The organism is Veillonella montpellierensis (genome assembly GCF_947090115.1).
Taxonomy (GTDB): domain Bacteria; phylum Bacillota; class Negativicutes; order Veillonellales; family Veillonellaceae; genus Veillonella; species Veillonella montpellierensis.
Genome location: NZ_CAMUMS010000011.1, coordinates 21,153 through 40,588 on the forward strand (window position 1 = coordinate 21,153; position 19,436 = coordinate 40,588).

Below are 19,436 nucleotides of genomic sequence, written 5' to 3' on the forward strand. Positions count from 1 at the left end.
AATCCTCATAAAAGGGATAGACATGATTGCTTTCCCTAATCACACGTGCTTTATAAAAAAAGTAACGTATATTGACTGACAATAGGTCCACGTGCACATAGTCGCAAGTAAAAACTAACAACCAACATAACCTACTATAAAGGTTTTTCTCTATTAAAATTGCAGTCTATCCTCAATGGCCCAGGCGTAACCGTACCATACAATATATAAAACAGACAACCCTATGGAATTTGAATGCGCATAGAATTCTAAATCAATTAATACAATGAATTGACACTCATCACGCAACGTGCTATGATAGGTGAGTACTATTTTATGTACATGTTTTTATTTAATATATGAGGTGATGTATAACATGGCAACGAGAAGAGAAGCACGATTTAAGTTATGCCGTCGCTTTGGTGTGAACGTATTCGGTCATGCGAAGGCTTTAAAACGTGTTAAGAAAGACCAACGACAAAAGAAATTATCTGAATATGGTCTTCAATTACTAGAAAAACAAAAAGTTAAAGCGTATTACAATTTATTAGAACGTCAATTCGTACGCTATTATGATAGAGCTAAAAAAATGCCAGGCGTTACTGGTCAAAACATGTTAATCTTATTGGAATGTCGTCTTGACAATTTGGTATACCGTATCGGTTTTGGTAATTCCATTCGCCAATCTCGTCAAATGGTAAACCATGGTCATATTTTAGTCAATGGCCGTCGCGTTGATATTCCTTCCTACCAATGTAAAGTTGGCGATGTCATCGAACTTCGTGAAGCATCTCGTGAAAACGAAATGTTCAAATCCAACTTCCAAGAATTGAAATCTTTTGATCTTCCTTACATTACTAAAGAAGAAGAAGCTTTCAAAGGTACATTAACACGTCTTCCACAACGTGAAGAACTTCCTATCGAAGTAAACGAAACACTTATCGTCGAATTGTACTCAAAATAATTTGGCGTCACAAAAACCGCTTTTCTACAGAAAAGCGGTTTTTTATATGTCCACAGAGATTATATACTCACCTGCTTTTCCCTAATGCATTCGTCTATCATAGACGCCTATATCGATAGAAACTCTCATCTATTTTCTTTATGTGTTTACGCACGTTGATAGCTGAGTCTCTACGGCCTTTATTAAAGTAGAACTATATAGATCCCTATCACCCCTTTTCTTTCTATATTCAGTCCCCTATGCTCCTATATCTATTTAGCAAATAAAATCATGGTATAATAAAAAACTTTCATAGCTTATGAATTGTTCTAGTTAACAATACATGCTATAATTTTCTTGACTTTAATCAAATCATAAGGAGGAGACACATGAAACGATTTTTATTGTTAGTAGTAAGCATCCTATTAATTGGTGCTCTTACCGCTTGTGGTCTACAATCTGGTTCCACCGGTTCCACATCAAAAGACACAATCCGCATCGGACAAACTTGGGTCATTGGCGGCACAGACCCTACTGATTCTTCTGTACCATGGGGATTAACTAGCCACGGTGTTTCAGAAGGTGTGTATATGCTTGATGAACATGGCAAATTGGTAAGTCGCTTTATCAAAAGCATTCAACAAGTCGACGACACTACTTGGAACGTGGTGATGAAAGAAGATGCCAAGTTCTCTGATGGTAGTAAGGTAGATGCCAAAGCATTATGTACTGCGATGAATATGATTCAAGAAAAAAATAAGTTGTCCAATGCTACAGCAGGGGTAATGAAATTTGATCCTACTGGTGAATTTACTTTCACCATTAAATCAGAACGACCAACCATGGCGATGGATTCCGTCTTAGCAGAATGGTCAAATGTTGTATTTAAACAAGATGGGGACAAATTTATTTTTACTGGCCCTTATGTAATTAAATCATTAGATGCAGAAAATAAAATCGTATTAGCCCCTAACAAATATTATCCTGACGCAGATAAACGAAAAAATGTAGAAATTCGTACATTCAAAGATGCATCAGCGCTTAAGTTGGCCTTTGAAAGTGGCGATATTGACATGGCCTTTACTGTAACACCAGATGTAGCAGATATGCTTACAAGTGAAGGAAAAACAGTAAAAACTATACCAGCAGGTTACCAATATTTTGGCATGTGTAATCTAAAAGAAGGTCCTATGGCGGATCCAACTGTTCGCAAAGCTATCAACTTAGGATTGAATCGTGAAGATTATATTAACGTGTTAAAAGGCGGCCGTGTGGCTACTGGTTTATTTGCTTCCTATTATGATTTTGCAGGAAAAGAAAAAGTTGTATTCAACAAGGAAGAAGCTGCTAAATTATTAGAACAAGCAGGCTATCATAAGAATGCTTCTGGCATGCTTGAAAAAGATGGACAACCATTAACTGTTCGCTTAGTAACTTATACATCCCGTCCTGATCTCGGATTAATTGTGCAAGTAATGGCTTCCCAATTAAAAGAATTAGGCATTGAAACAACTAGCTCAATTGTAGATAATATTGATCAATTCAAAAAATCTGGACAATTTGATATCATGGTATATGCACAACATACAGCCCCTACAGGAGAACCTAGTTTCTTCCTTAATCAATTCTTCAGAACCAACGAATCAAACAATACAATGGGCTATTCTAACCCAGCCGTTGATCAGTTGCTAGACCAAATGGGCACTGAAAAAGATAGAGCCGTAAGAAATAAATTGGCACAAGATGTACAGCATATTCTATATGAAGATGCACCAGCATTATTCTTGGTAGACCCAGATTGGCATATTGCAGTAAGCGATAGTATCAAAGGGTATGAACCATATGGTGGTGACTATTATATAGTTAACGCAAAATTGGGCTTCTAACAATAAGAAGAGGATACCTTTTCAGGTATCCTCTTTTTTCGTTTATAATCAGGAGAATCTATGTTATTTACAAAACAACTAATAAAATGGCTATTAGGCTTTTTCGTCTTAAGCTTTTTATTTTTTATCTTAGTACGCACCATACCTGGTGATCCAGTAACTCAATTATTAACCACGTATCAGCTCCCTCATACAAAGGAAAATATTGAGTTCTTAACAGTTTCTTTTGGCCTTGATAAACCTTTATGGTATCAATATGGGTATTGGATTATCCACTTTGTGCAAGGAGATTGGGGTAATTCTTTCATTACAGGACACGATGTGCGCGTAGAAATCATACGACGTGTACCACTATCACTCACAATCGGTCTGGGTGGTGTATTATTAGGGGGATTTTTTGCATTTATCTTAGGCTATGTCGCCGCATGTAAACCAAAAGGATTTTGGGATCGCGCTAGTCGTGCCTTATCATTATTCGTGCAATCAGTGCCTTCCTTTATGACCGCCGTCTTTGTGATTTATTTACTAAGTGTATATTTTCAAGTTATAAAAGTATATAGTAATATCACCGCAGCTACCATACTAGCATTACTATTAGTTGCTCTAGGAACAGCCGGTGAATTATGTCGCGTCATGCGAAGTCATTTTTTAGAAATTGCCCATACACCGTACATATATTTTTCTCGTTGTCGTGGGTTTAAGCGAAATACATTGCTCTTACGCGACGGTCTTCGTCCCGCTCTTATCGCCTTAATTTCTACGATGGTAGGTCGATTTTCATGGGTTATCGGTGGTACCGCCGTTGTTGAATTTGTGTTTGCCATTCCCGGTGTAAGCTTATTTTTAGTACAAAGTATTGCTGCGAAGGATTATAACATTATCCAATCGTATCTGTTATTCATTCTTCTATGGATGGGAATTGTTCACGCTATTTGTGCCTTACTCACATATTTGTTACGAGGAGGAGTTAGATGAAAAAAAATATAGCCATATTGCTATTATTCGCCATTTTATTGGCCCTAGTAGCCACACAACGACATATGGATATGGTACCCGTAAATCTAATGGATAAATTAGCTCCTATCAGTATGCATCATATTATGGGTACCGATATTTTGGGTCGAGATATATCTGAACTCATGCTAGTCGGATGTTTGCGTAGCTTTTTAGTTGTCATCATTGCCGGTACGATTAGTTTGTCCGTCGGTGTCACCGTAGGCATCCTAACTGGTTATTTTCAAGGAAATATTTCAATGCTGTTACAATTCGTAACAGATTTTCTATTGATTATACCGACTTTCATTGTAGCCCTCTTGGTAACGGCTGTATTTGGATTACATCCTGTTAGTGCCGGTATTGCCTTAGGTCTCTGTCAAATGGGACATTTCGCCAATCATGCAGCCGCATTAACTAAGGAGATTAAGAAAAAAGAATATATTTCTATTTTGCACATTATGGGGTACTCGCGACCACGAATCCTTATCCGCCATATCCTTCCCAGTGTATTACCTCTCGTATTTCCTTATTTCGGTTCCATGGCATCTTCCAATATTTTGCAATACGCGTCCTTAGCATTTATTGGACTCGGTAGCGATATTACAAAGCCTGATTGGGGTACTATGCTCTATCAATATCGCGTTTATATTGTAAACGAACCATTATTAATCATCTGGCCGAGCCTTGGTATTTTCTTAATGGCTATCATTTTTCAATTTCTCTTTGATACACGAAAGGTGGAAACATCATGATCGACGTCAAGGACTTACAAATCACGATTGGCAATCGTCCCATTATACATCATGCTAATTTTACCGTAAAAAATCAGGAGATCATCGGCATTGTCGGTGCCTCTGGTTCAGGGAAATCAATGATGATGAAAGCCTTGATGGGATTATTGCCCTATGGTGCACAGGCACAGGGACAAGTGCGGTATGATGACGGTGAATATAGGGATATCAACGAAATGCACCAATCCTATAAAGGACATACCCTATGTATGCTTCCCCAAGATTCCATCAACGGCCTTCATCCTTACAAAACCTTAGAAACACAAATGGAACAAACCTTTCAACACCATCACCTTAAAGGAGGTCGTGAAAAAATACAAACCATTTTTAACGAATTAGGATTGCCCAATGACGAACGATTTCTCTCGTCCCATGCTAGATCTCTTTCTGGTGGTATGCGACAACGCGTAGCCATTGCCCTTTGTCTTGCTGCAAATCCTGACATTCTCATTGCCGATGAACCAACTACGAGCTTAGATGCCATTAACCAATTAAAATTTATTACCATCTTAAAAAAATTGCACACCCACCATGCACTTTCACTGTTAGTAGTCAGCCATAATATCGCCTTAGTGGCACAAATTGCACAACGATTATGGGTCGTGCACCAAGGTACCATTATTGAAAGTGGTCCCACAAAAGAAATATTGGAGCATCCTCAAGAAGTGCATACGAAAACACTTGTAGAAGGCTGTAAACGTCTGTACGGAGGGATCTTATGAAACAATTAGTAGGAAATAATCTATCCAAAGTCTATTATGAAAGAGGTCTGTTTTCTGTACACAAAAAAACAGCCTTGTACCCATTAGATATTTCTATCGACAAAGGAGAAATCGTTGCCTTAGTAGGAGAATCAGGATCTGGCAAATCTACCTTAGCCAATATACTAGGCTGTTTAACAGCTCCCTCTACGGGAGAGTTGTACTATGAAGGTCATTTAATTAAGCATCCTTTAACAGGACCCTTGCGACTCGACATACAAATGATTTTTCAAAACCCCTTTACCACTTTGCATCCATTCCACACCATTCAACAAAGTCTAACGGAACCAATTCGTCTACACAAAATCGTGAGCATGTCTGAAGAAAATGACTATATTCATGGATTATTAGAACGTTGCCATCTGAAAGATGATATTTTACACCGCTATCCATCTATGTTATCCGGTGGACAATTACAACGTGTGAATATCGTTCGTGCCTTGAGTCTTAAGCCTAACATACTCATTGCTGATGAAATCATTACTGCCCTTGATATCCCTGTAGCCCTAGATATACTCGACCTGTTAAAAGATTTACAAGAAGAAAAAAATCTATCTATGGTATTTATTTCTCATGATTTAGGGGCTGTCAAGAAAATCGCTAATCGAGCCATCGTTTTAAAAGAAGGCGTCGTGCAAGAAGAAGACACTATTTCTAATCTTTTTTCACACCCCCAATCTGCTTATACAAAAGAATTGCTAGCGGCGATTCCTGTAATATAAGGATTGTACGTCGTATTCTACGGATTACCTTTTCTTAGTGTGCACGTATATATGAGGTAATGTGTATAAAAACCTATTACCTTCCGTTGAAAATGATACGATGTGTCTATGACGTATCCATATGGCATAGGGTAGGGCCACGTAGTCTTCTTTACAAAACGCAATACGCCAATGAAGCACAAAAACGTCTTATTACACGATATATCAAGTGTAATAAGACGTTTTTATTTGTTATGTAATTAGCAATCTACCCTAATGTACCACAATCATATTATAGACTGTGACTATGCTTTCTAACTCTATTATACCCTTACACATACTCTGACTCAGTAACTGGTGAAAATATGTTACTCACTAGTTACCACATATACTTGTGCAAAATACCATACCTATTCTACTTTACGGTACTGTTTAATACCTTGTACAATGCACCAAGAAAGCAAAAATAAAGCACATAATACGGTCGCCATCATACCTGCTAACGACGTATTATAGTATACGGCTAGAGAAATGCCGAGTATACTTCCTATAATACCGACGATAATACTGACGATAATTCGTTTACCTAACGTCTTTGCCCATAATGCGGCTACCATAGCAGGTACAATCATAAAGGCAATGAGGAGGATTGAGCCAACTGCCTGAAAGGATACAACCGCTGTTAGCGACACTAAGGACATAAGTCCGTAATATACGAGTAGTGGTGAAATATAGCTTAATTTTGCAAAGGTTTCATCAAATGTAGCCACCACTAATTCTTTATAGAACAAATAGACCATAGATAGATTGATAATTACATTGATGCAAGAAATGTAGAGGGCTTTTGCCCCCATATCAATATCCCCAATAAACCATCGATCAAACGGAGCGAAGGCTAGTTCGCCCAACAATACAGCATCCGTATCCAGCTGTACATTAGCACCGTATAAATTAATCAAAATGACAGAACAACTAAAGAAAAAGGGAAATAATAATCCCAATGCCGAATCAGGTGCCACTAATTTCGTCTGTATCAATAATTCTGTCCCCCATACGGTCAATAGGCCCATTAACGTAGCCCCTATCAATAACCATGGTGAATGTAAATCTTGAAAGATGAAAAATGAAATGACAATGCCTAATAGGACAGTATGACTGATTGCATCTGTCATCATCGACAACTTTCTTAAAATCAAAAAGTTGCCCAATACAGCACAACTGATAGATGTGCCGATAGCAATGAGGATAATTTCAATAAAAGGCGTCATATCACTCATCTCCACAACAATCCACGCTTAGGTGCTACTAATAAACTAATAAAGGTAATACCAGAAATCACAATGGCAATCGATGGTCCCGTTGGCATCCGATGCAGTAAAGAGCTAATAATCGTACCTGTTGCTGCACTACTAGCACCTAATATGGCAGCTAATATAACCATAGACCGCAAATGCGATGTCCATTGTCTAGCACTCACTGCTGGTGCAATTAATAGAGCACTCATCAAAATGATGCCCACCGATTGAATCGATAACAATACGGTGATCATAGATAGAATGCCTAGCATATATTGATAGCGATGACAAGCAATTCCTACAGTCCGTGCATAGTCGCTATCAAAGGTCATATACGATAATTCTTGCCACCGCCATATGATCAATGCTAAAATCATACAGCCTAATACACCAATAAATACCACATCATGTAATAAAATCGTTGAAGCTTGCCCCAATATAAATCGATTTAATCCTGCTTGATTTGCATTATCCGTTTTTTGTACGATGGTCATTAATACTAACCCAAACCCAAAAAAGCCAGATAATATCGTCGCTAATAATCCATCGGACGGTAAACGAGTTCGCTTTTTAATCATCAAAATCGTCATAATCGCCACAGTAGCTGATAGTAACGCGCCCAATAATTGACCGCTTAATTCTTTCACACCGCTCCATAAAAAAGCACCTACAATACCTGGATAAGATGCGTGGGCCACGCAATCACCTACTAATGCTTCCTGTCGCAATACAATAAAACAGCCAATGACACCGGATAAAGCACCCAATAGCGATGTGCCACAGAGAACAACTAAAAACGTGTAATCATTCACCAATACCGATAGGGCCTGTATATATTCACTCATTTGCTTCACTCCACGGCAAGAATGTACGCCGCACTAACTCATCATGAAAGATGTCTTGTACCTTGCCTACGCCTATCATATACCGATTCAAACAAATTACTTCATTAAAATATGCTTTCACCGTATGTAATGCATGGTGAACCACTAAAATAGTTTTTCCCTGTTTTTGCATGTCTTTCAACATGCCTACAATCATTTCCTCTGTCTTAATGTCAATGCCTTTAAAAGGCTCGTCTAATATATAGACCTCTGCTTCTTGTGCCAACGCCCGTGCCAGAAACACTCGTTGTTGCTGTCCTCCAGATAATTCATTGATTTGCCGCTCTTGAAATTCATCAAGTCCTACCTGATGAATACATTGAGCGACTATATCTTTGTCTTGTTGCTTAGGACGTCGAAACCAACCTAATTTACCATATCGTCCCATCATGACAATATCAAACACCGTCGCTGGAAAATCCCAGTTCACAGAATTATTTTGAGGAATATAGGCTATATATGGTTGTGCTTCTTTAAACGTTCTTGCTCCGTGAATATGATAAGTAATCTGGCCTTGTCGAGGTTCCAATAAATGTAGAATGGCTTTTAATAGCGTGGATTTACCAGCCCCATTAGGCCCGACAATCGCCATTAACGCCCCTTTAGGAATATCTACACTTACCCGTTCTAATACAGGATCACCATCATAGGCCACTGTTACATTATCTACAGTAATTACTGGTTCCATACATAACCTTTCTTTTCAATCACTACCTATCGTAGGGCCCCTGTAATAATTTGAATATTCTTCTTATACATACCAATATATGTACCTTCTGGTGTGTCGCTACTGCCAAGAGAATCAGAATACAATTCGCCGCCAATAACAACATCTTGTCCTTTAGCCTTTACCGCTGCTTGCAAGGATTCAATTGTTTTGGTCGGTACAGAGGACTCTACAAAGATTGCTTTAATATGATGTGCTACAATAAAATCTGCTAATTCAGAAATATCTCCCGTACCTGCTTCGCTAACCGTACTAACCCCTTGCAATCCTTTTACAGTAAATCCATAATCCCGTGCAAAATAAGAGAATGCATCGTGAGCCGTTACCAACACACGTGACGTTTCTGGTACTGTAGCCACTTGTTCATGAATATACGTATCTAGTTCATCTAATTGGGCTATATACTTTTTCGCATTGGCTTCATATAGCGTAGCATGGGCAGGATCTTTTTTAGATAATCCTTTAGCAACTGCCTCAGCAGCTAATTTCCAATTAGCTACAGAAAACCAAATGTGAGGGTCTTTTACCGTAGTACCACCTTCTTCAAAATCTAGCAAGGTAGCTGGATCAATGGCATCTCCTACACGGATAATTGATTTCTTTTGTTTTTCCAAGTTATCAAAAATGGCTCCCATTTTTCCTTCCAAATGTATGCCATTATATACGACTATATCAGCTTTGTTCATAACCTCTACATCGCCTGCTGTCGCTTGATATAAATGAGGGTCTACCCCTGCTTTCATAAGGCCTTGCACCTCAACTTGATCACCGCCAATTTGTTTTACTAAATCGGATAGCATAGTTGTAGTGGCTACCACTTGCAATTTATGACTATCCCCCGTATTTCCTTGTCCCGTATCTTGTGTATTTCCACAACCAGAGGCAAGAATGACAAAACTTAATAAAATGAAACATTGTATGCCGATCGATTTGATAATTTTTTTCATATACCTGTTCATATTAGCACCTCCTTATTTTCTTTATGATAACTATTATCATTTAACAATATATTAGCATATAAATTTTTATTTGTAAACATCTTAACATCATCTGTCGAAATTTTTCTATAAAACCCTTTAAATTTAACATTTATAGGAATTTATCGTATATTATAGGCTATTTTACAAATGTATATTTTAAAATTATTAATTGATTATTATTATCATATAGTGATTCTTCATTATCGATAAAATAAATATAACTAGATAGATAATAGGGGCTTTCTGTTAGTAAAATACTTGTAAAATATGAACATGTGTTATATAAAAATAAATATACTATTATATCTATAAGGAGTAATCAGTATACTTCTTTTTTCTAGAATATTTACAATTTTTACAACTTATATTACAATTTTAATAATTATTCATAGTATCTACAAAGGAGCATACCATGCTACAATCTATATTTTATTTTATAATGGCTGGCCTTTGTGAAATTGGTGGTGGCTATTTAATATGGCTCTATGTGAAAGATGACAAAAGTCTTTTTTATTTTTTAGCAGGATCTCTTGTACTCATTGCATATGGAATCATCCCTACATTACAAACGGCCAACTTTGGTAAGGTCTACGCCGCCTATGGTGGTATTTTTATCGTTTTATCAATTCTATGGGGCTGGGCAATCGACGGTATCATGCCAGATAGGTATGATATAATTGGCGGTATCGTATCTTTAATTGGCGTCTATATTATCATGTATGCCCCACGATAGGATATTCATTCTATTTACTATTACAAAGGAGTTTTTTTATGGCTAAACGACCCGCATTTCTCTATCTTTCAAATAATGTAGAAGAAAAAAGTTTTGAATTTACATGGCACAGTGGATTTGCTCGTTCTCAAAAGCAAAAATCCATTGCCGAATGGCACACCGCTATCCAGCAAAGCTATCCACAAGCTAACATATTAGAAGTATCTACTAAATCTACTAACCCGTGGGGCGTAAAAGCGAGTGCTTTCAGATTAAGCACATGTATAGCCGGCCATTTCTATACAGTAGAGCAATTATATCAAAAAAGCAAAGTCTTTAAACATCACGGTGCTCAGTGGGGTACTATATCTGAATCAGAAGATTCTGTAACCTTAAAACAAACCATGCGACGATTACATAACGAAGACACCTTAACTGGTTTCTGTTTTCAAGACAAAGCATTTCCATTACAACCAACTAGTTTTTTCTATAATTGGTTATACATAATGGTACTATCAGCGCCTGAAAATTCTGCTATCGCCGATGAAATTGCTAAGTACGACATCTTTACAGATATTGAATTTAATCCGAAGCGATCTGCTAGCACACAAGCACAAGCCTGTGCTATCTACAAGATGTTGAGAGAGAATGCTACTACTATAAGCCAATTAAAAGAAATCATTCACTCACCCGAATTATTTTTAGCTACTGTATATTCTGATAACCACTAAAAAGAGTATCATTTCATCATGATAACGTGATGTATTGGTGTTATACATTCATACCTCTACAAGCGATGATACAGATTCTCTAAAAAAATAATTGAAAATAGAGTTAAATACAAATATTTATATGAAGTATTTGATAAATACCATGAAATGTCATTAGAGACGACAGATAGGCATGCTGGAATGGTAAAAGAAGCTATGGGAGAGTATAAGGTATAGTATTTATAGAAGGAATAAAACTAAAAAAGATATTTTTATATCAGATTATAAAAATTTTATTAAGAATAATAAAATAGAGCTTTCCAAAGACGTAAGTGTTCTGATAAAAAAGTAATTAAATTATAAGATATGGTAATACTTATTTATGTATATTCTCTATCCATGACGAGTTAGCAAGGCATACCTAATTGTATGTCTTCACTAGACTTTTACACGTTCTACTACCACGTACACTCCTATAGATATACGAAAACGGGGGTTATAGGACAAAAAGTGTTGCTATTTCAATCCCAAAGATTGGTAAATAGGCGATCATAATTATGCAAGTCACTCCAAATAATAGCATCACCCCAAGTCGGAATAGAAGCTTCTAACCTAGATTGTTCATGTATGGTATGATATATATCAGAAATACTCTTGTTGGTCGGCATAACCTTAAGTATTTCTGCATTAGAAAGCGGGTTCGGTGAGTGCATATAGCACCACCAGAATACCGCTTTTATTCGTCTTTCAATAGACATTCCTCTATGATTACGTAACATAGTGCGTAACTGAGCATTTACACCACCTTCTATACGATTATTAGTAGCTGAGCAAGTACATGTTAACGATGCATCTAAGTAAGTAAACAAACATCTTTTATTAATTAATTTAACTAAGGAATTTTCTGCTTTTATAAGTCGTTCATGTTTAGGTCGTATCGTACCATTTTCATCAACTGTCATTTCTGATAGGAATACTCTATGTCGTACTTTCCACAACATAACGTTTTGTATCCACTTCACAGCATGATCTTGCGTATGTATCGTTAATAAATCCCTTGCAATCCCATATAATTCACACCCAGCAATCGTTTTAGGACGTATTGTGGTATAGCGTTTTACTTGTTGAAATGCATGAAATAAGCATCTTTGTAGTTTGGCTTTTGGCCAAACTTTTTTTAATGCTTTTTGAAAGCCGGTACCACCATCGGATATGACTACTGTAGGTGATGAAATACGTCGTAATAAAGCCTCCCAAGCCTTAGAATGCTCATATCTACAAACATACCAGCCTGAGATATGAGTCTCATTACAACAGATTAAAATACAAGCATTTCTAGCTAAATAAATACCATCAACAAATACCACGCTACTTGATGATTTAACTTTTGGTAGTAATGGCCAAAGTTCCCAAAACTGTGATGTTTTTCTACGAAATGAACGACCATCGCCAGACATATCTAACTGTGTGCATTTACCAAATAACCAATCCAAAAACATCTGTAAATTATTGTTAGTTTTATTCACTTTATTTGTGAATGAGCAAGAACATTGATTGCAATACCAACGTTGAGAACCCGCATTTGTTTTACCATTTCTCTTACAAACGAAACCACAATTAGGACATCTGACTAGTTTCATAATTATACTCCTTCTAAAAAATATATCTCTCTAGAAAGATAAAACCTTATTTAAGCCAGTAAAATCAAGGGGATCCAGACTTTTTAGCAACACTTTTTGTCCTATAACCCGAAAACGGCGATAACCGAAGTTATCGCCGTTATTGTGGTGGACGATGACAGGATCGAACTGCCGACATCCTGCTTGTAAGGCAGGCGCTCTCCCAGCTGAGCTAATCGTCCATATATAATTGGTGACCCGTGGGGGAATCGAACCCCCGATACCGCCGTGAAAGGGCGGTGTCTTAACCGCTTGACCAACGGGCCATAAATGGTGGCTCACCCGAGATTCGAACTCGGGACACCCTGATTAAAAGTCAGGTGCTCTGCCAACTGAGCTAGTGAACCATATATGAAATTGGCAGGGGTAAAAGGATTCGAACCTTTGAATGGTGGAGTCAGAGTCCACTGCCTTACCGCTTGGCGATACCCCTTCAAAAGTGACTTTACCCAAAAACAAAATGGCTCCCCGAGTAGGACTCGAACCTACGACCGATCGGTTAACAGCCGATTGCTCTACCAACTGAGCTATCGAGGAATGTATGGAGCGGGAAACGAGATTCGAACTCGCGACCCCCGCCTTGGCAAGGCGGTGCTCTACCACTGAGCTATTCCCGCATACAGAACCGAAGACAATCATAACACAATCGCTATAGACTGTCAAGCCGACTTACACATCTTGTTCTTGACTGCTTTATAATAATAGCAAATCACCTAGGCATTGTCAACACTTTTTTACTGAATAGGCCTACTACTAAAATAGTAATATAAGTTAAGTACTATATAGTAACAGTGATACTCCTTATTTAATGACTACCTATCACTAAGACGTTTGGTATGGGTAAATGTAGCGATCCAAAGCCATAACCAATCGCATTGCATCCAGTAAGACATGTTTCCATCTCCTCTATGCTAGACACACTATGAGTAGCCAAGGTTTTCACTAATGCAGCTCCAGTAGGTGTGACTAATTCACCCATAACGTGCGTCGTAAAAGTCGGTACCCCCTGCAATAATTGTTCTGTAGCCGGTGTCGGCACTGGCATCCACCCATGGTCACAATACACTTGACCCGTACCGACATGTAGGGGCGATATGACTAATTCACTGGCTCCTATGTATTCCATGCCAATCATCGTCCCTACTATATCAATGATACAATCAATGGCGCCCACTTCATGAAAATGTACCTTATCGATAGATACGCCATGAACAGCAGCTTCTGCTTCGCCTAGGTGAGTAAATGCGGTTATGGATTTTTCTTTCACCCAATCAGATACATGACTGTGACGAATGATATTCACAATATCCCCATAATTGCGTTTTACTCCATGCGATACGATTGGCGCTACGCCGATTGATTTAGTAACCGTTCTCCCCCAGTGCCGTAGAGTCCGTTTCCATACAGGTTGATGCGTGATAGCATGCAAAGTAACATCAAAAAAGGTGCCCTCGATTCTCACATCACGTTGTCCAGTCATGGGTCTATAATGATTTACAATGACTTTGTCAGATTGTTTCACGGTCTCTCTTGCATGGGGTCCCTCATCATGTATGATATGATTGTCATCAGCCATTTCTTCTGTCTTATCATCTAACCTCACAACCTGTAACATACTTTCACACCCATGCATCTCATAGGAGCGAGGCTGATAGATATAGTCAAATCCTGCCAGATGTAATTTTTCAATTTCCTTCTGAAAGTACGCAAAAGGGACGCCATAATCTAATAAGGCGCCCACCATCATATTACCACTAATACCAGAAGTACATAAGGCATATAATTTCATTTGCTAATCCCCCACTATACTACGTTTACACTGCTTACTATATCCTAAGTTTACGCTTTGCCCTTTTTATAATTATCTGGGTTTTCTTGTCGTTCATTACCTGGTCCATCTTCTGCGGCCGCTACATTTGCTTCCACAAAAGTTTTCATATCGTTAAGCATATGCATAGATGCGTCGAGGATTGATAATCCCATAGTAGCACCTAGTCCTTCATCAATCGATACATCATAGTATAAATAAGGTTTCATCTGTAAATACTTCATTTGTTCTTGATGCACCGCATCATCATAAGCGGCAGATGGGAATACATACTCTATTACATTAGGTTCTATCGCCGTAGCCGCTACGACAGCTGCCCCTGTTATAACATTATCAAACACAATCGCCATTCGGCAAGCCACTGCACCTAGTACAAATCCCACTAAGGCTGCTATATCTGCTCCAGCTAGGCGCACGATATCATCTACTGTATCTACTGTTTCATTCATCATAGATACATCTATATGGGTACTATCATTATCTTTCTCTAGTTTCTTATGACACGCGTCGAGCAGGGTATCTACAGCAACACCTGTTACCTTTGCCGTAACCAGTAACGCTCCTAAATAGGCGCCTTCGCCAATATGTCCTAGAGAAACGGCTTCGATGCCCTCTCTGTGCAAACGCTTAGCCCATGACACACCGACGGCTATCGCTTCTTGACACTCCTTTTTGGATAGTGCCTGTTCTCCTGAACCTCGTCCTTTCACAACGGGCATAGTAGCAATGGTCGACAAGTCAGATGTGTCACACCCAAGGCCTACATCCACTACATACACAGGGGCTTTCAATTTACTAGCGCCCCCCTGTGTGGCTGTACGTCCTTCGTGAAAGCGCATTACGCGCTGTAAACTATGTGCCATATTCGATGTAGGTCCTACATGATCTGCACAGAACAGAATTACTCCATATCGTAAATCATGCGGTTTTGGTACTTTATAAATGCCTGCTAATCGTTCAGCGATAACCTCTAATTGTGCCAAACTATAAATCGGTTTCGTTAAATTATCAATTCGTTCACGACATGCTTTCATTGCCTCTCTATCAAGTGTGCCTACCGTCATGCCATCACGATTCCATTCTATTGTATTAGGTATGCTCTGTGCCATCATTATACCCCTTTCATAGTTCTATACATGTGTACTGCTAAATCTAACATGCCCATTTGGATAGAACCACCCGATGCTTCACCTAAGCAAAGGCCCAAATCCACATAGGCGGCTAGACCCATCTTGGCCAACGCATTTTTATGAGCTTTTTCAGCCGATAAATGAGAAGCCATCACATAATCCATAGACATAGGTGCTAAGGAATGCGCTACCATGGCACAAGCAGTCGTATTAAATCCGTCAATAATCACCATGCATTTATGGGCAGCAGCACCCAAGATAACCCCCACAATGCAAGCAAATTCAAAACCACCTACGGCCGCCAGGATGCCCAATCCATCGGTTGATGGAATGTCCTTGTATTTTACCAACGTGTCATGCACTACCCGTTGTTTCAATTTCAATCGTTCATCGGAAATATTACTGCCTCGTCCTGTTGCTTCGTCAGCTGTTAGGCCCGCAAATTTAGCCGTCATTAAGGCGCTAGAGGTAGTATTGGCAATTCCCATTTCTCCCACTAAAAATACGTTATATCCTTCACTATGTTTTTCTTCTACCAACTGAATGCCTGCTTCGATGCCCTTAATAGCTTGCTCCTTCGTCATAGCTGGTTCTTCTAGAAAATTATGAGTTCCCATACCTAACTTGCACGAGCGTAATCCTGGCACCCACGACATATCAGCAGCTACTCCCATATCGATGACTTCCATATCCGCTTCACAGTAGTTAGCCAGTGCGTTGGCGCCTGCTCCTTTAGGAATTAAGTAGTTTTGTGTCATGCCTACCGTTGTTTCAATAGGATAGGCACTAACCCCTAATTTGGCAATACCGTGATCTGCCGAGGCAATAATCATACATCGTTTCGGTGGCATCGGCGACACTTGCTCCGTCGCCGCCCCATATTGTGCTACCATGGGTACTAATTTACCATACGCTTCTACACAATCTCTTTGTTGCCATTCTTCTTTAATGGCGGTTTCAATATCTCTATTGCGCGCTGTAATCGCTGCACATGTTTCTTTAAACGTACTCATAGGTCCTCCTCTACGTCTTTACTTGACCATTAACTCTGTAAATGTATCTCTAATCGCTTTCGCTTTGCGCAAATATTCTTCTAACCCACGTCCTTCATCATCGGCCACTAACAATTCTTTCAATCTAGCCACTTGTGTTTCCACTTCGGTCAACTCACGAAGGACCGCCTCTCGATTTCCTCGCAAAATTTCTCTCCACATACTTGGATTACCTGCACAAATGCGAGTGACATCACGGAACCCTCCTGCTGCTAATTGCATGCGAAATGTGCCATCCTCACCGCCACCGCCGACAACGGCTACGGTAGCCGCCATCAAGTGCGGCATATGGCTCACACTAGCTAAGTAGTCATCGTGTTCGCCTAACAGCACATGTATTACACGGGCCCCAAAAGCGCGTCCCATATTACTCAATTCCTGTGCCACTTGTTCACTCCAACAAGTCCGAGTCGGATCATCTAATACAATCCACGTGGTATGGCGAAACAGTTCCTTCGTGGTCATTTCAAAGCCGCCTCGCTCTGATCCCGCCATAGGATGAATGGATACAAATCGCACACCTTCTGGAATCGCATCATACACAGCTTTTACAAAATTACGTTTCGCACTAGATACATCTGTCACCACCATGCCAGGGCGAAATAAATGGGCCGTTTCTGTAAATAATTTTGCATTTCTATCAGGCGGTAAAGCAAAGACGACAATGTGAGAATTCTCAATTATGTCTGTTACATCCGTAGAGGCACTACTGACACACCCATCGAGTAATGCTGCATCGCACACTTCTTGTCGCCGCGCATAGCCGATCACCTCATAATCGGTAAACGCTCGTAAGGCCTTTGCCATAGAACCACCTAATAGCCCTAATCCTATAATTCCTACCGTTGTACTCATATACGTCCCTCACGTTCTCTCTACTGCTATGTACCATCCCTGTATCTATACTACCATGAGGTACGCAATCTGACAAAAGAACATTCCTCATATCGATATGCTCTATTATACTCTATTTCACTACTATGAAAGTTAGGTGACTTCTATTTTTCCTATAAAAATAGCAAAACCTAGTATGTACAAGGTTTTGCTACGTTGCATATTTCATTCAGTTGTAAAAAAAGCATGGCGGAGGATTAGGGATTCGAACCCTAGCGACGGTAACCCGCCCTAACGATTTAGCAAACCGTCCTCTTCAGCCTCTTGAGTAATCCTCCAAGCTTTACTTTGCTATAATACCATACTCACTATAGGTTGTCAAATATAATACTCGATATAGTTTTCTTTTTTCTTCGACGCCAATGAGGATTCATGCTCTGCTCGTTCTAATTGGTTAGGCTCTATCGTTTCCGATTGTGGTTTTCGCACATACATATTTTCTGGATCCGTTTCAAAGATAATCATATCCGCAGGAATATCGTGTTTAATCACCAAATTACAGCCAATTTTTGTACGTGCCCCAATGGTAATATCTCCAAGAATTTTAGTGCCCGTACCAATCAGTACATTATCCTCAACTGTAGGATGTCGTTTCACGCGCTTTGACGACATACCGCCTAGCGTCACGCCATGAAACAACGTAACATCATCACCAACAATCGCCGTTTCCCCAATAACGACACCCATACCATGGTCAATGAACAACCCGCGTCCTATCGTGGCACCGGGATGAATTTCAATCCCTGTAACACGGCGCGCATGGAGTGCAATGCGTCGCGCTAGTATACACCAGCCTCGCTTGTATAAGCGATGGGCAAAAAAATGCCAAAATAATGCTGTCATATGTGGATATGTCCATAGCACCATAATCACCGATGTGGCGGCTGGATCCACTTCCATAACTCGCTTTATATTATATTGTATTGTTTTCCATAATTGCCTCATACTACCCCTCATACTATCAATTTATGTACACCAAGCACTACTATCCCTATACCTTATACATAGAAAAACACTATATCTACGAATCGCAGTTAGACCATCTACAAGTTCTGTGCTCATTGTATTACATCTATATTCCTATATCATAGCATATAATCCAATGTCTTTCCTACTATGTAAAAATATTTTTATAGGTCTCATTATCCCTCTTTCTCATAGACACCCTATCCTACTATCATAGATGGGTGATACACACTACCTATCTCATCCATTTCTATCTATAACCATTTCTATCTTGATGCTTTTCTATCCGTATATGTTTCTAGCTGTATACTTTTCTATCTTCATACAGCACTATGATGCATAGTGACATCCATCTGATGGCAAGTAGTTACAAGTAGCGCCTATGTCGTATAAAAATCAGTTCCTTAGCCATCTTTCATAAAATAATGTATAATAAAGTATCACGTACTACTATGTAGTATTGAGCATCCATCACAGATGTACATCGATTGTATAGAATATGATAATTGATAGTATGCACGT

At 39.1% G+C, this 19,436-nt stretch carries 18 protein-coding genes and 7 tRNA genes; 8 read left to right on the forward strand and 17 right to left on the reverse strand.

Annotated elements, in window-relative coordinates; genetic code table 11:
* The first annotated feature begins 355 nt into the window (after positions 1–355).
* From rpsD to P6940_RS06790, 6 genes are all read left to right on the forward strand, one after another.
* Entirely contained in the window at positions 356–943 is a 588-nt protein-coding gene (rpsD, locus tag P6940_RS06765; protein WP_028257907.1) for a 30S ribosomal protein S4, read from the forward strand.
* Positions 944–1,311: 368 nt separating this feature from the next.
* Positions 1,312–2,808, forward strand: a complete 1,497-nt coding sequence (locus tag P6940_RS06770) for an ABC transporter substrate-binding protein (protein WP_038152866.1) — start codon at positions 1,312–1,314, stop codon at positions 2,806–2,808.
* A 60-nt stretch (positions 2,809–2,868) separates the two neighbouring features.
* Complete coding sequence (locus P6940_RS06775; protein ID WP_277293576.1) at positions 2,869–3,783, forward strand: ABC transporter permease; 915 nt, start codon at positions 2,869–2,871, stop codon at positions 3,781–3,783.
* Positions 3,780–4,556, forward strand: coding sequence for an ABC transporter permease (locus P6940_RS06780; protein WP_277293577.1), 777 nt, complete (start codon positions 3,780–3,782; stop codon positions 4,554–4,556). Before P6940_RS06775 ends, P6940_RS06780 begins: the two co-directional genes overlap by 4 nt.
* Positions 4,553–5,317, forward strand: a complete 765-nt coding sequence (locus P6940_RS06785; RefSeq protein ID WP_277293578.1) for an ABC transporter ATP-binding protein — start codon at positions 4,553–4,555, stop codon at positions 5,315–5,317. Before P6940_RS06780 ends, P6940_RS06785 begins: the two co-directional genes overlap by 4 nt.
* Positions 5,314–6,078 carry an ABC transporter ATP-binding protein gene (locus tag P6940_RS06790; RefSeq protein ID WP_038152859.1) on the forward strand — a complete coding sequence of 255 codons (765 nt, stop codon included), beginning with the start codon at positions 5,314–5,316 and terminating at the stop codon, positions 6,076–6,078. The genes P6940_RS06785 and P6940_RS06790 overlap by 4 nt, the downstream gene beginning before the upstream one ends.
* Positions 6,079–6,467: 389 nt before the next feature.
* Here P6940_RS06790 and P6940_RS06795 read toward each other — a convergent pair whose 3' ends face one another.
* From P6940_RS06795 to P6940_RS06810, 4 genes are read right to left on the reverse strand one after another with little or no spacing between them, the layout of a single operon-like run.
* Positions 6,468–7,325 carry a metal ABC transporter permease gene (locus tag P6940_RS06795; RefSeq protein ID WP_051212149.1) on the reverse strand — a complete coding sequence of 286 codons (858 nt, stop codon included), beginning with the start codon at positions 7,323–7,325 and terminating at the stop codon, positions 6,468–6,470.
* A 5-nt stretch (positions 7,326–7,330) separates the two neighbouring features.
* Positions 7,331–8,197: a metal ABC transporter permease gene (locus tag P6940_RS06800; RefSeq protein ID WP_038113736.1), complete on the reverse strand. Its 867-nt coding sequence runs from the start codon at positions 8,195–8,197 to the stop codon at positions 7,331–7,333.
* Entirely contained in the window at positions 8,190–8,924 is a 735-nt protein-coding gene (locus P6940_RS06805; protein ID WP_038152857.1) for a metal ABC transporter ATP-binding protein, read from the reverse strand. Before P6940_RS06805 ends, P6940_RS06800 begins: the two co-directional genes overlap by 8 nt.
* Positions 8,925–8,950: 26 nt before the next feature.
* On the reverse strand, positions 8,951–9,922 hold the full coding sequence (locus tag P6940_RS06810; protein ID WP_081936461.1) for a metal ABC transporter solute-binding protein, Zn/Mn family: 972 nt from the start codon (positions 9,920–9,922) through the stop codon (positions 8,951–8,953).
* 433 nt (positions 9,923–10,355) lie between these two features.
* On the opposite strand from P6940_RS06810, the gene P6940_RS06815 reads away from it, so the two are divergent.
* Together P6940_RS06815 and P6940_RS06820 are read left to right on the forward strand one after the other, a co-directional pair.
* A complete protein-coding gene (locus P6940_RS06815; RefSeq protein ID WP_038152855.1) occupies positions 10,356–10,676 on the forward strand; it encodes a YnfA family protein in 321 nt (106 codons plus the stop codon).
* 38 nt (positions 10,677–10,714) lie between these two features.
* A complete protein-coding gene (locus P6940_RS06820; RefSeq protein ID WP_052076904.1) occupies positions 10,715–11,386 on the forward strand; it encodes a DarT1-associated NADAR antitoxin family protein in 672 nt (223 codons plus the stop codon).
* 500 nt (positions 11,387–11,886) lie between these two features.
* On the opposite strand, the gene P6940_RS06825 is transcribed toward P6940_RS06820, so the two are convergent.
* From P6940_RS06825 to epsC, 13 genes are all read right to left on the reverse strand, one after another.
* Positions 11,887–13,005 carry an IS1249 family transposase gene (locus P6940_RS06825; RefSeq protein ID WP_277293579.1) on the reverse strand — a complete coding sequence of 373 codons (1,119 nt, stop codon included), beginning with the start codon at positions 13,003–13,005 and terminating at the stop codon, positions 11,887–11,889.
* A gap of 145 nt (positions 13,006–13,150) precedes the next feature.
* Positions 13,151–13,226, reverse strand: a tRNA-Val gene (locus tag P6940_RS06830).
* A 9-nt stretch (positions 13,227–13,235) separates the two neighbouring features.
* Positions 13,236–13,310: transfer RNA gene (locus P6940_RS06835), tRNA-Glu, on the reverse strand.
* Positions 13,311–13,315: 5 nt separating this feature from the next.
* A tRNA-Lys gene (locus P6940_RS06840) sits at positions 13,316–13,391 on the reverse strand.
* A gap of 11 nt (positions 13,392–13,402) precedes the next feature.
* Positions 13,403–13,477: transfer RNA gene (locus tag P6940_RS06845), tRNA-Gln, on the reverse strand.
* 28 nt (positions 13,478–13,505) lie between these two features.
* A tRNA-Asn gene (locus P6940_RS06850) sits at positions 13,506–13,581 on the reverse strand.
* Between the two features lie 5 nt (positions 13,582–13,586).
* Positions 13,587–13,661, reverse strand: a tRNA-Gly gene (locus tag P6940_RS06855).
* Positions 13,662–13,849: 188 nt separating this feature from the next.
* The gene (locus P6940_RS06860) at positions 13,850–14,833 is read right to left on the reverse strand and encodes a LarC family nickel insertion protein (protein WP_277293580.1); all 984 of its coding nucleotides are present in this window, start codon (positions 14,831–14,833) and stop codon (positions 13,850–13,852) included.
* 50 nt (positions 14,834–14,883) lie between these two features.
* Entirely contained in the window at positions 14,884–15,981 is a 1,098-nt protein-coding gene (locus P6940_RS06865; RefSeq protein WP_277293581.1) for a nicotinate-nucleotide--dimethylbenzimidazole phosphoribosyltransferase, read from the reverse strand.
* A 2-nt stretch (positions 15,982–15,983) separates the two neighbouring features.
* A complete protein-coding gene (locus tag P6940_RS06870) occupies positions 15,984–17,015 on the reverse strand; it encodes a nicotinate-nucleotide--dimethylbenzimidazole phosphoribosyltransferase (protein ID WP_028258080.1) in 1,032 nt (343 codons plus the stop codon).
* Positions 17,016–17,033: 18 nt separating this feature from the next.
* Positions 17,034–17,909 carry a prephenate dehydrogenase gene (locus P6940_RS06875; RefSeq protein WP_277293582.1) on the reverse strand — a complete coding sequence of 292 codons (876 nt, stop codon included), beginning with the start codon at positions 17,907–17,909 and terminating at the stop codon, positions 17,034–17,036.
* Between the two features lie 226 nt (positions 17,910–18,135).
* Positions 18,136–18,226: transfer RNA gene (locus P6940_RS06880), tRNA-Ser, on the reverse strand.
* Positions 18,227–18,266: 40 nt separating this feature from the next.
* A complete protein-coding gene (gene epsC, locus P6940_RS06885) occupies positions 18,267–18,893 on the reverse strand; it encodes a serine O-acetyltransferase EpsC (RefSeq protein WP_423839126.1) in 627 nt (208 codons plus the stop codon).
* Positions 18,894–19,436 lie beyond the last annotated feature (543 nt).

Excerpts from the sequence above, each read along its gene's own strand:
- rpsD (WP_028257907.1), top strand. The coding sequence starts at position 356 with ATGGCAACGAGAAGAGAAGCACGATTTAAGTTATGCCGTCGCTTTGGT.
- P6940_RS06770 (WP_038152866.1), top strand. The coding sequence starts at position 1,312 with ATGAAACGATTTTTATTGTTAGTAGTAAGCATCCTATTAATTGGTGCT.
- P6940_RS06775 (WP_277293576.1), top strand. The coding sequence starts at position 2,869 with ATGTTATTTACAAAACAACTAATAAAATGGCTATTAGGCTTTTTCGTC.
- P6940_RS06780 (WP_277293577.1), top strand. The coding sequence starts at position 3,780 with ATGAAAAAAAATATAGCCATATTGCTATTATTCGCCATTTTATTGGCC.
- P6940_RS06785 (WP_277293578.1), top strand. The coding sequence starts at position 4,553 with ATGATCGACGTCAAGGACTTACAAATCACGATTGGCAATCGTCCCATT.
- P6940_RS06790 (WP_038152859.1), top strand. The coding sequence starts at position 5,314 with ATGAAACAATTAGTAGGAAATAATCTATCCAAAGTCTATTATGAAAGA.
- P6940_RS06795 (WP_051212149.1), bottom strand. The coding sequence starts at position 7,325 with ATGACGCCTTTTATTGAAATTATCCTCATTGCTATCGGCACATCTATC.
- P6940_RS06800 (WP_038113736.1), bottom strand. The coding sequence starts at position 8,197 with ATGAGTGAATATATACAGGCCCTATCGGTATTGGTGAATGATTACACG.
- P6940_RS06805 (WP_038152857.1), bottom strand. The coding sequence starts at position 8,924 with ATGGAACCAGTAATTACTGTAGATAATGTAACAGTGGCCTATGATGGT.
- P6940_RS06810 (WP_081936461.1), bottom strand. The coding sequence starts at position 9,922 with ATGAACAGGTATATGAAAAAAATTATCAAATCGATCGGCATACAATGT.
- P6940_RS06815 (WP_038152855.1), top strand. The coding sequence starts at position 10,356 with ATGCTACAATCTATATTTTATTTTATAATGGCTGGCCTTTGTGAAATT.
- P6940_RS06820 (WP_052076904.1), top strand. The coding sequence starts at position 10,715 with ATGGCTAAACGACCCGCATTTCTCTATCTTTCAAATAATGTAGAAGAA.
- P6940_RS06825 (WP_277293579.1), bottom strand. The coding sequence starts at position 13,005 with ATGAAACTAGTCAGATGTCCTAATTGTGGTTTCGTTTGTAAGAGAAAT.
- P6940_RS06860 (WP_277293580.1), bottom strand. The coding sequence starts at position 14,833 with ATGAAATTATATGCCTTATGTACTTCTGGTATTAGTGGTAATATGATG.
- P6940_RS06865 (WP_277293581.1), bottom strand. The coding sequence starts at position 15,981 with ATGGCACAGAGCATACCTAATACAATAGAATGGAATCGTGATGGCATG.
- P6940_RS06870 (WP_028258080.1), bottom strand. The coding sequence starts at position 17,015 with ATGAGTACGTTTAAAGAAACATGTGCAGCGATTACAGCGCGCAATAGA.
- P6940_RS06875 (WP_277293582.1), bottom strand. The coding sequence starts at position 17,909 with ATGAGTACAACGGTAGGAATTATAGGATTAGGGCTATTAGGTGGTTCT.
- epsC (WP_423839126.1), bottom strand. The coding sequence starts at position 18,893 with ATGAGGCAATTATGGAAAACAATACAATATAATATAAAGCGAGTTATG.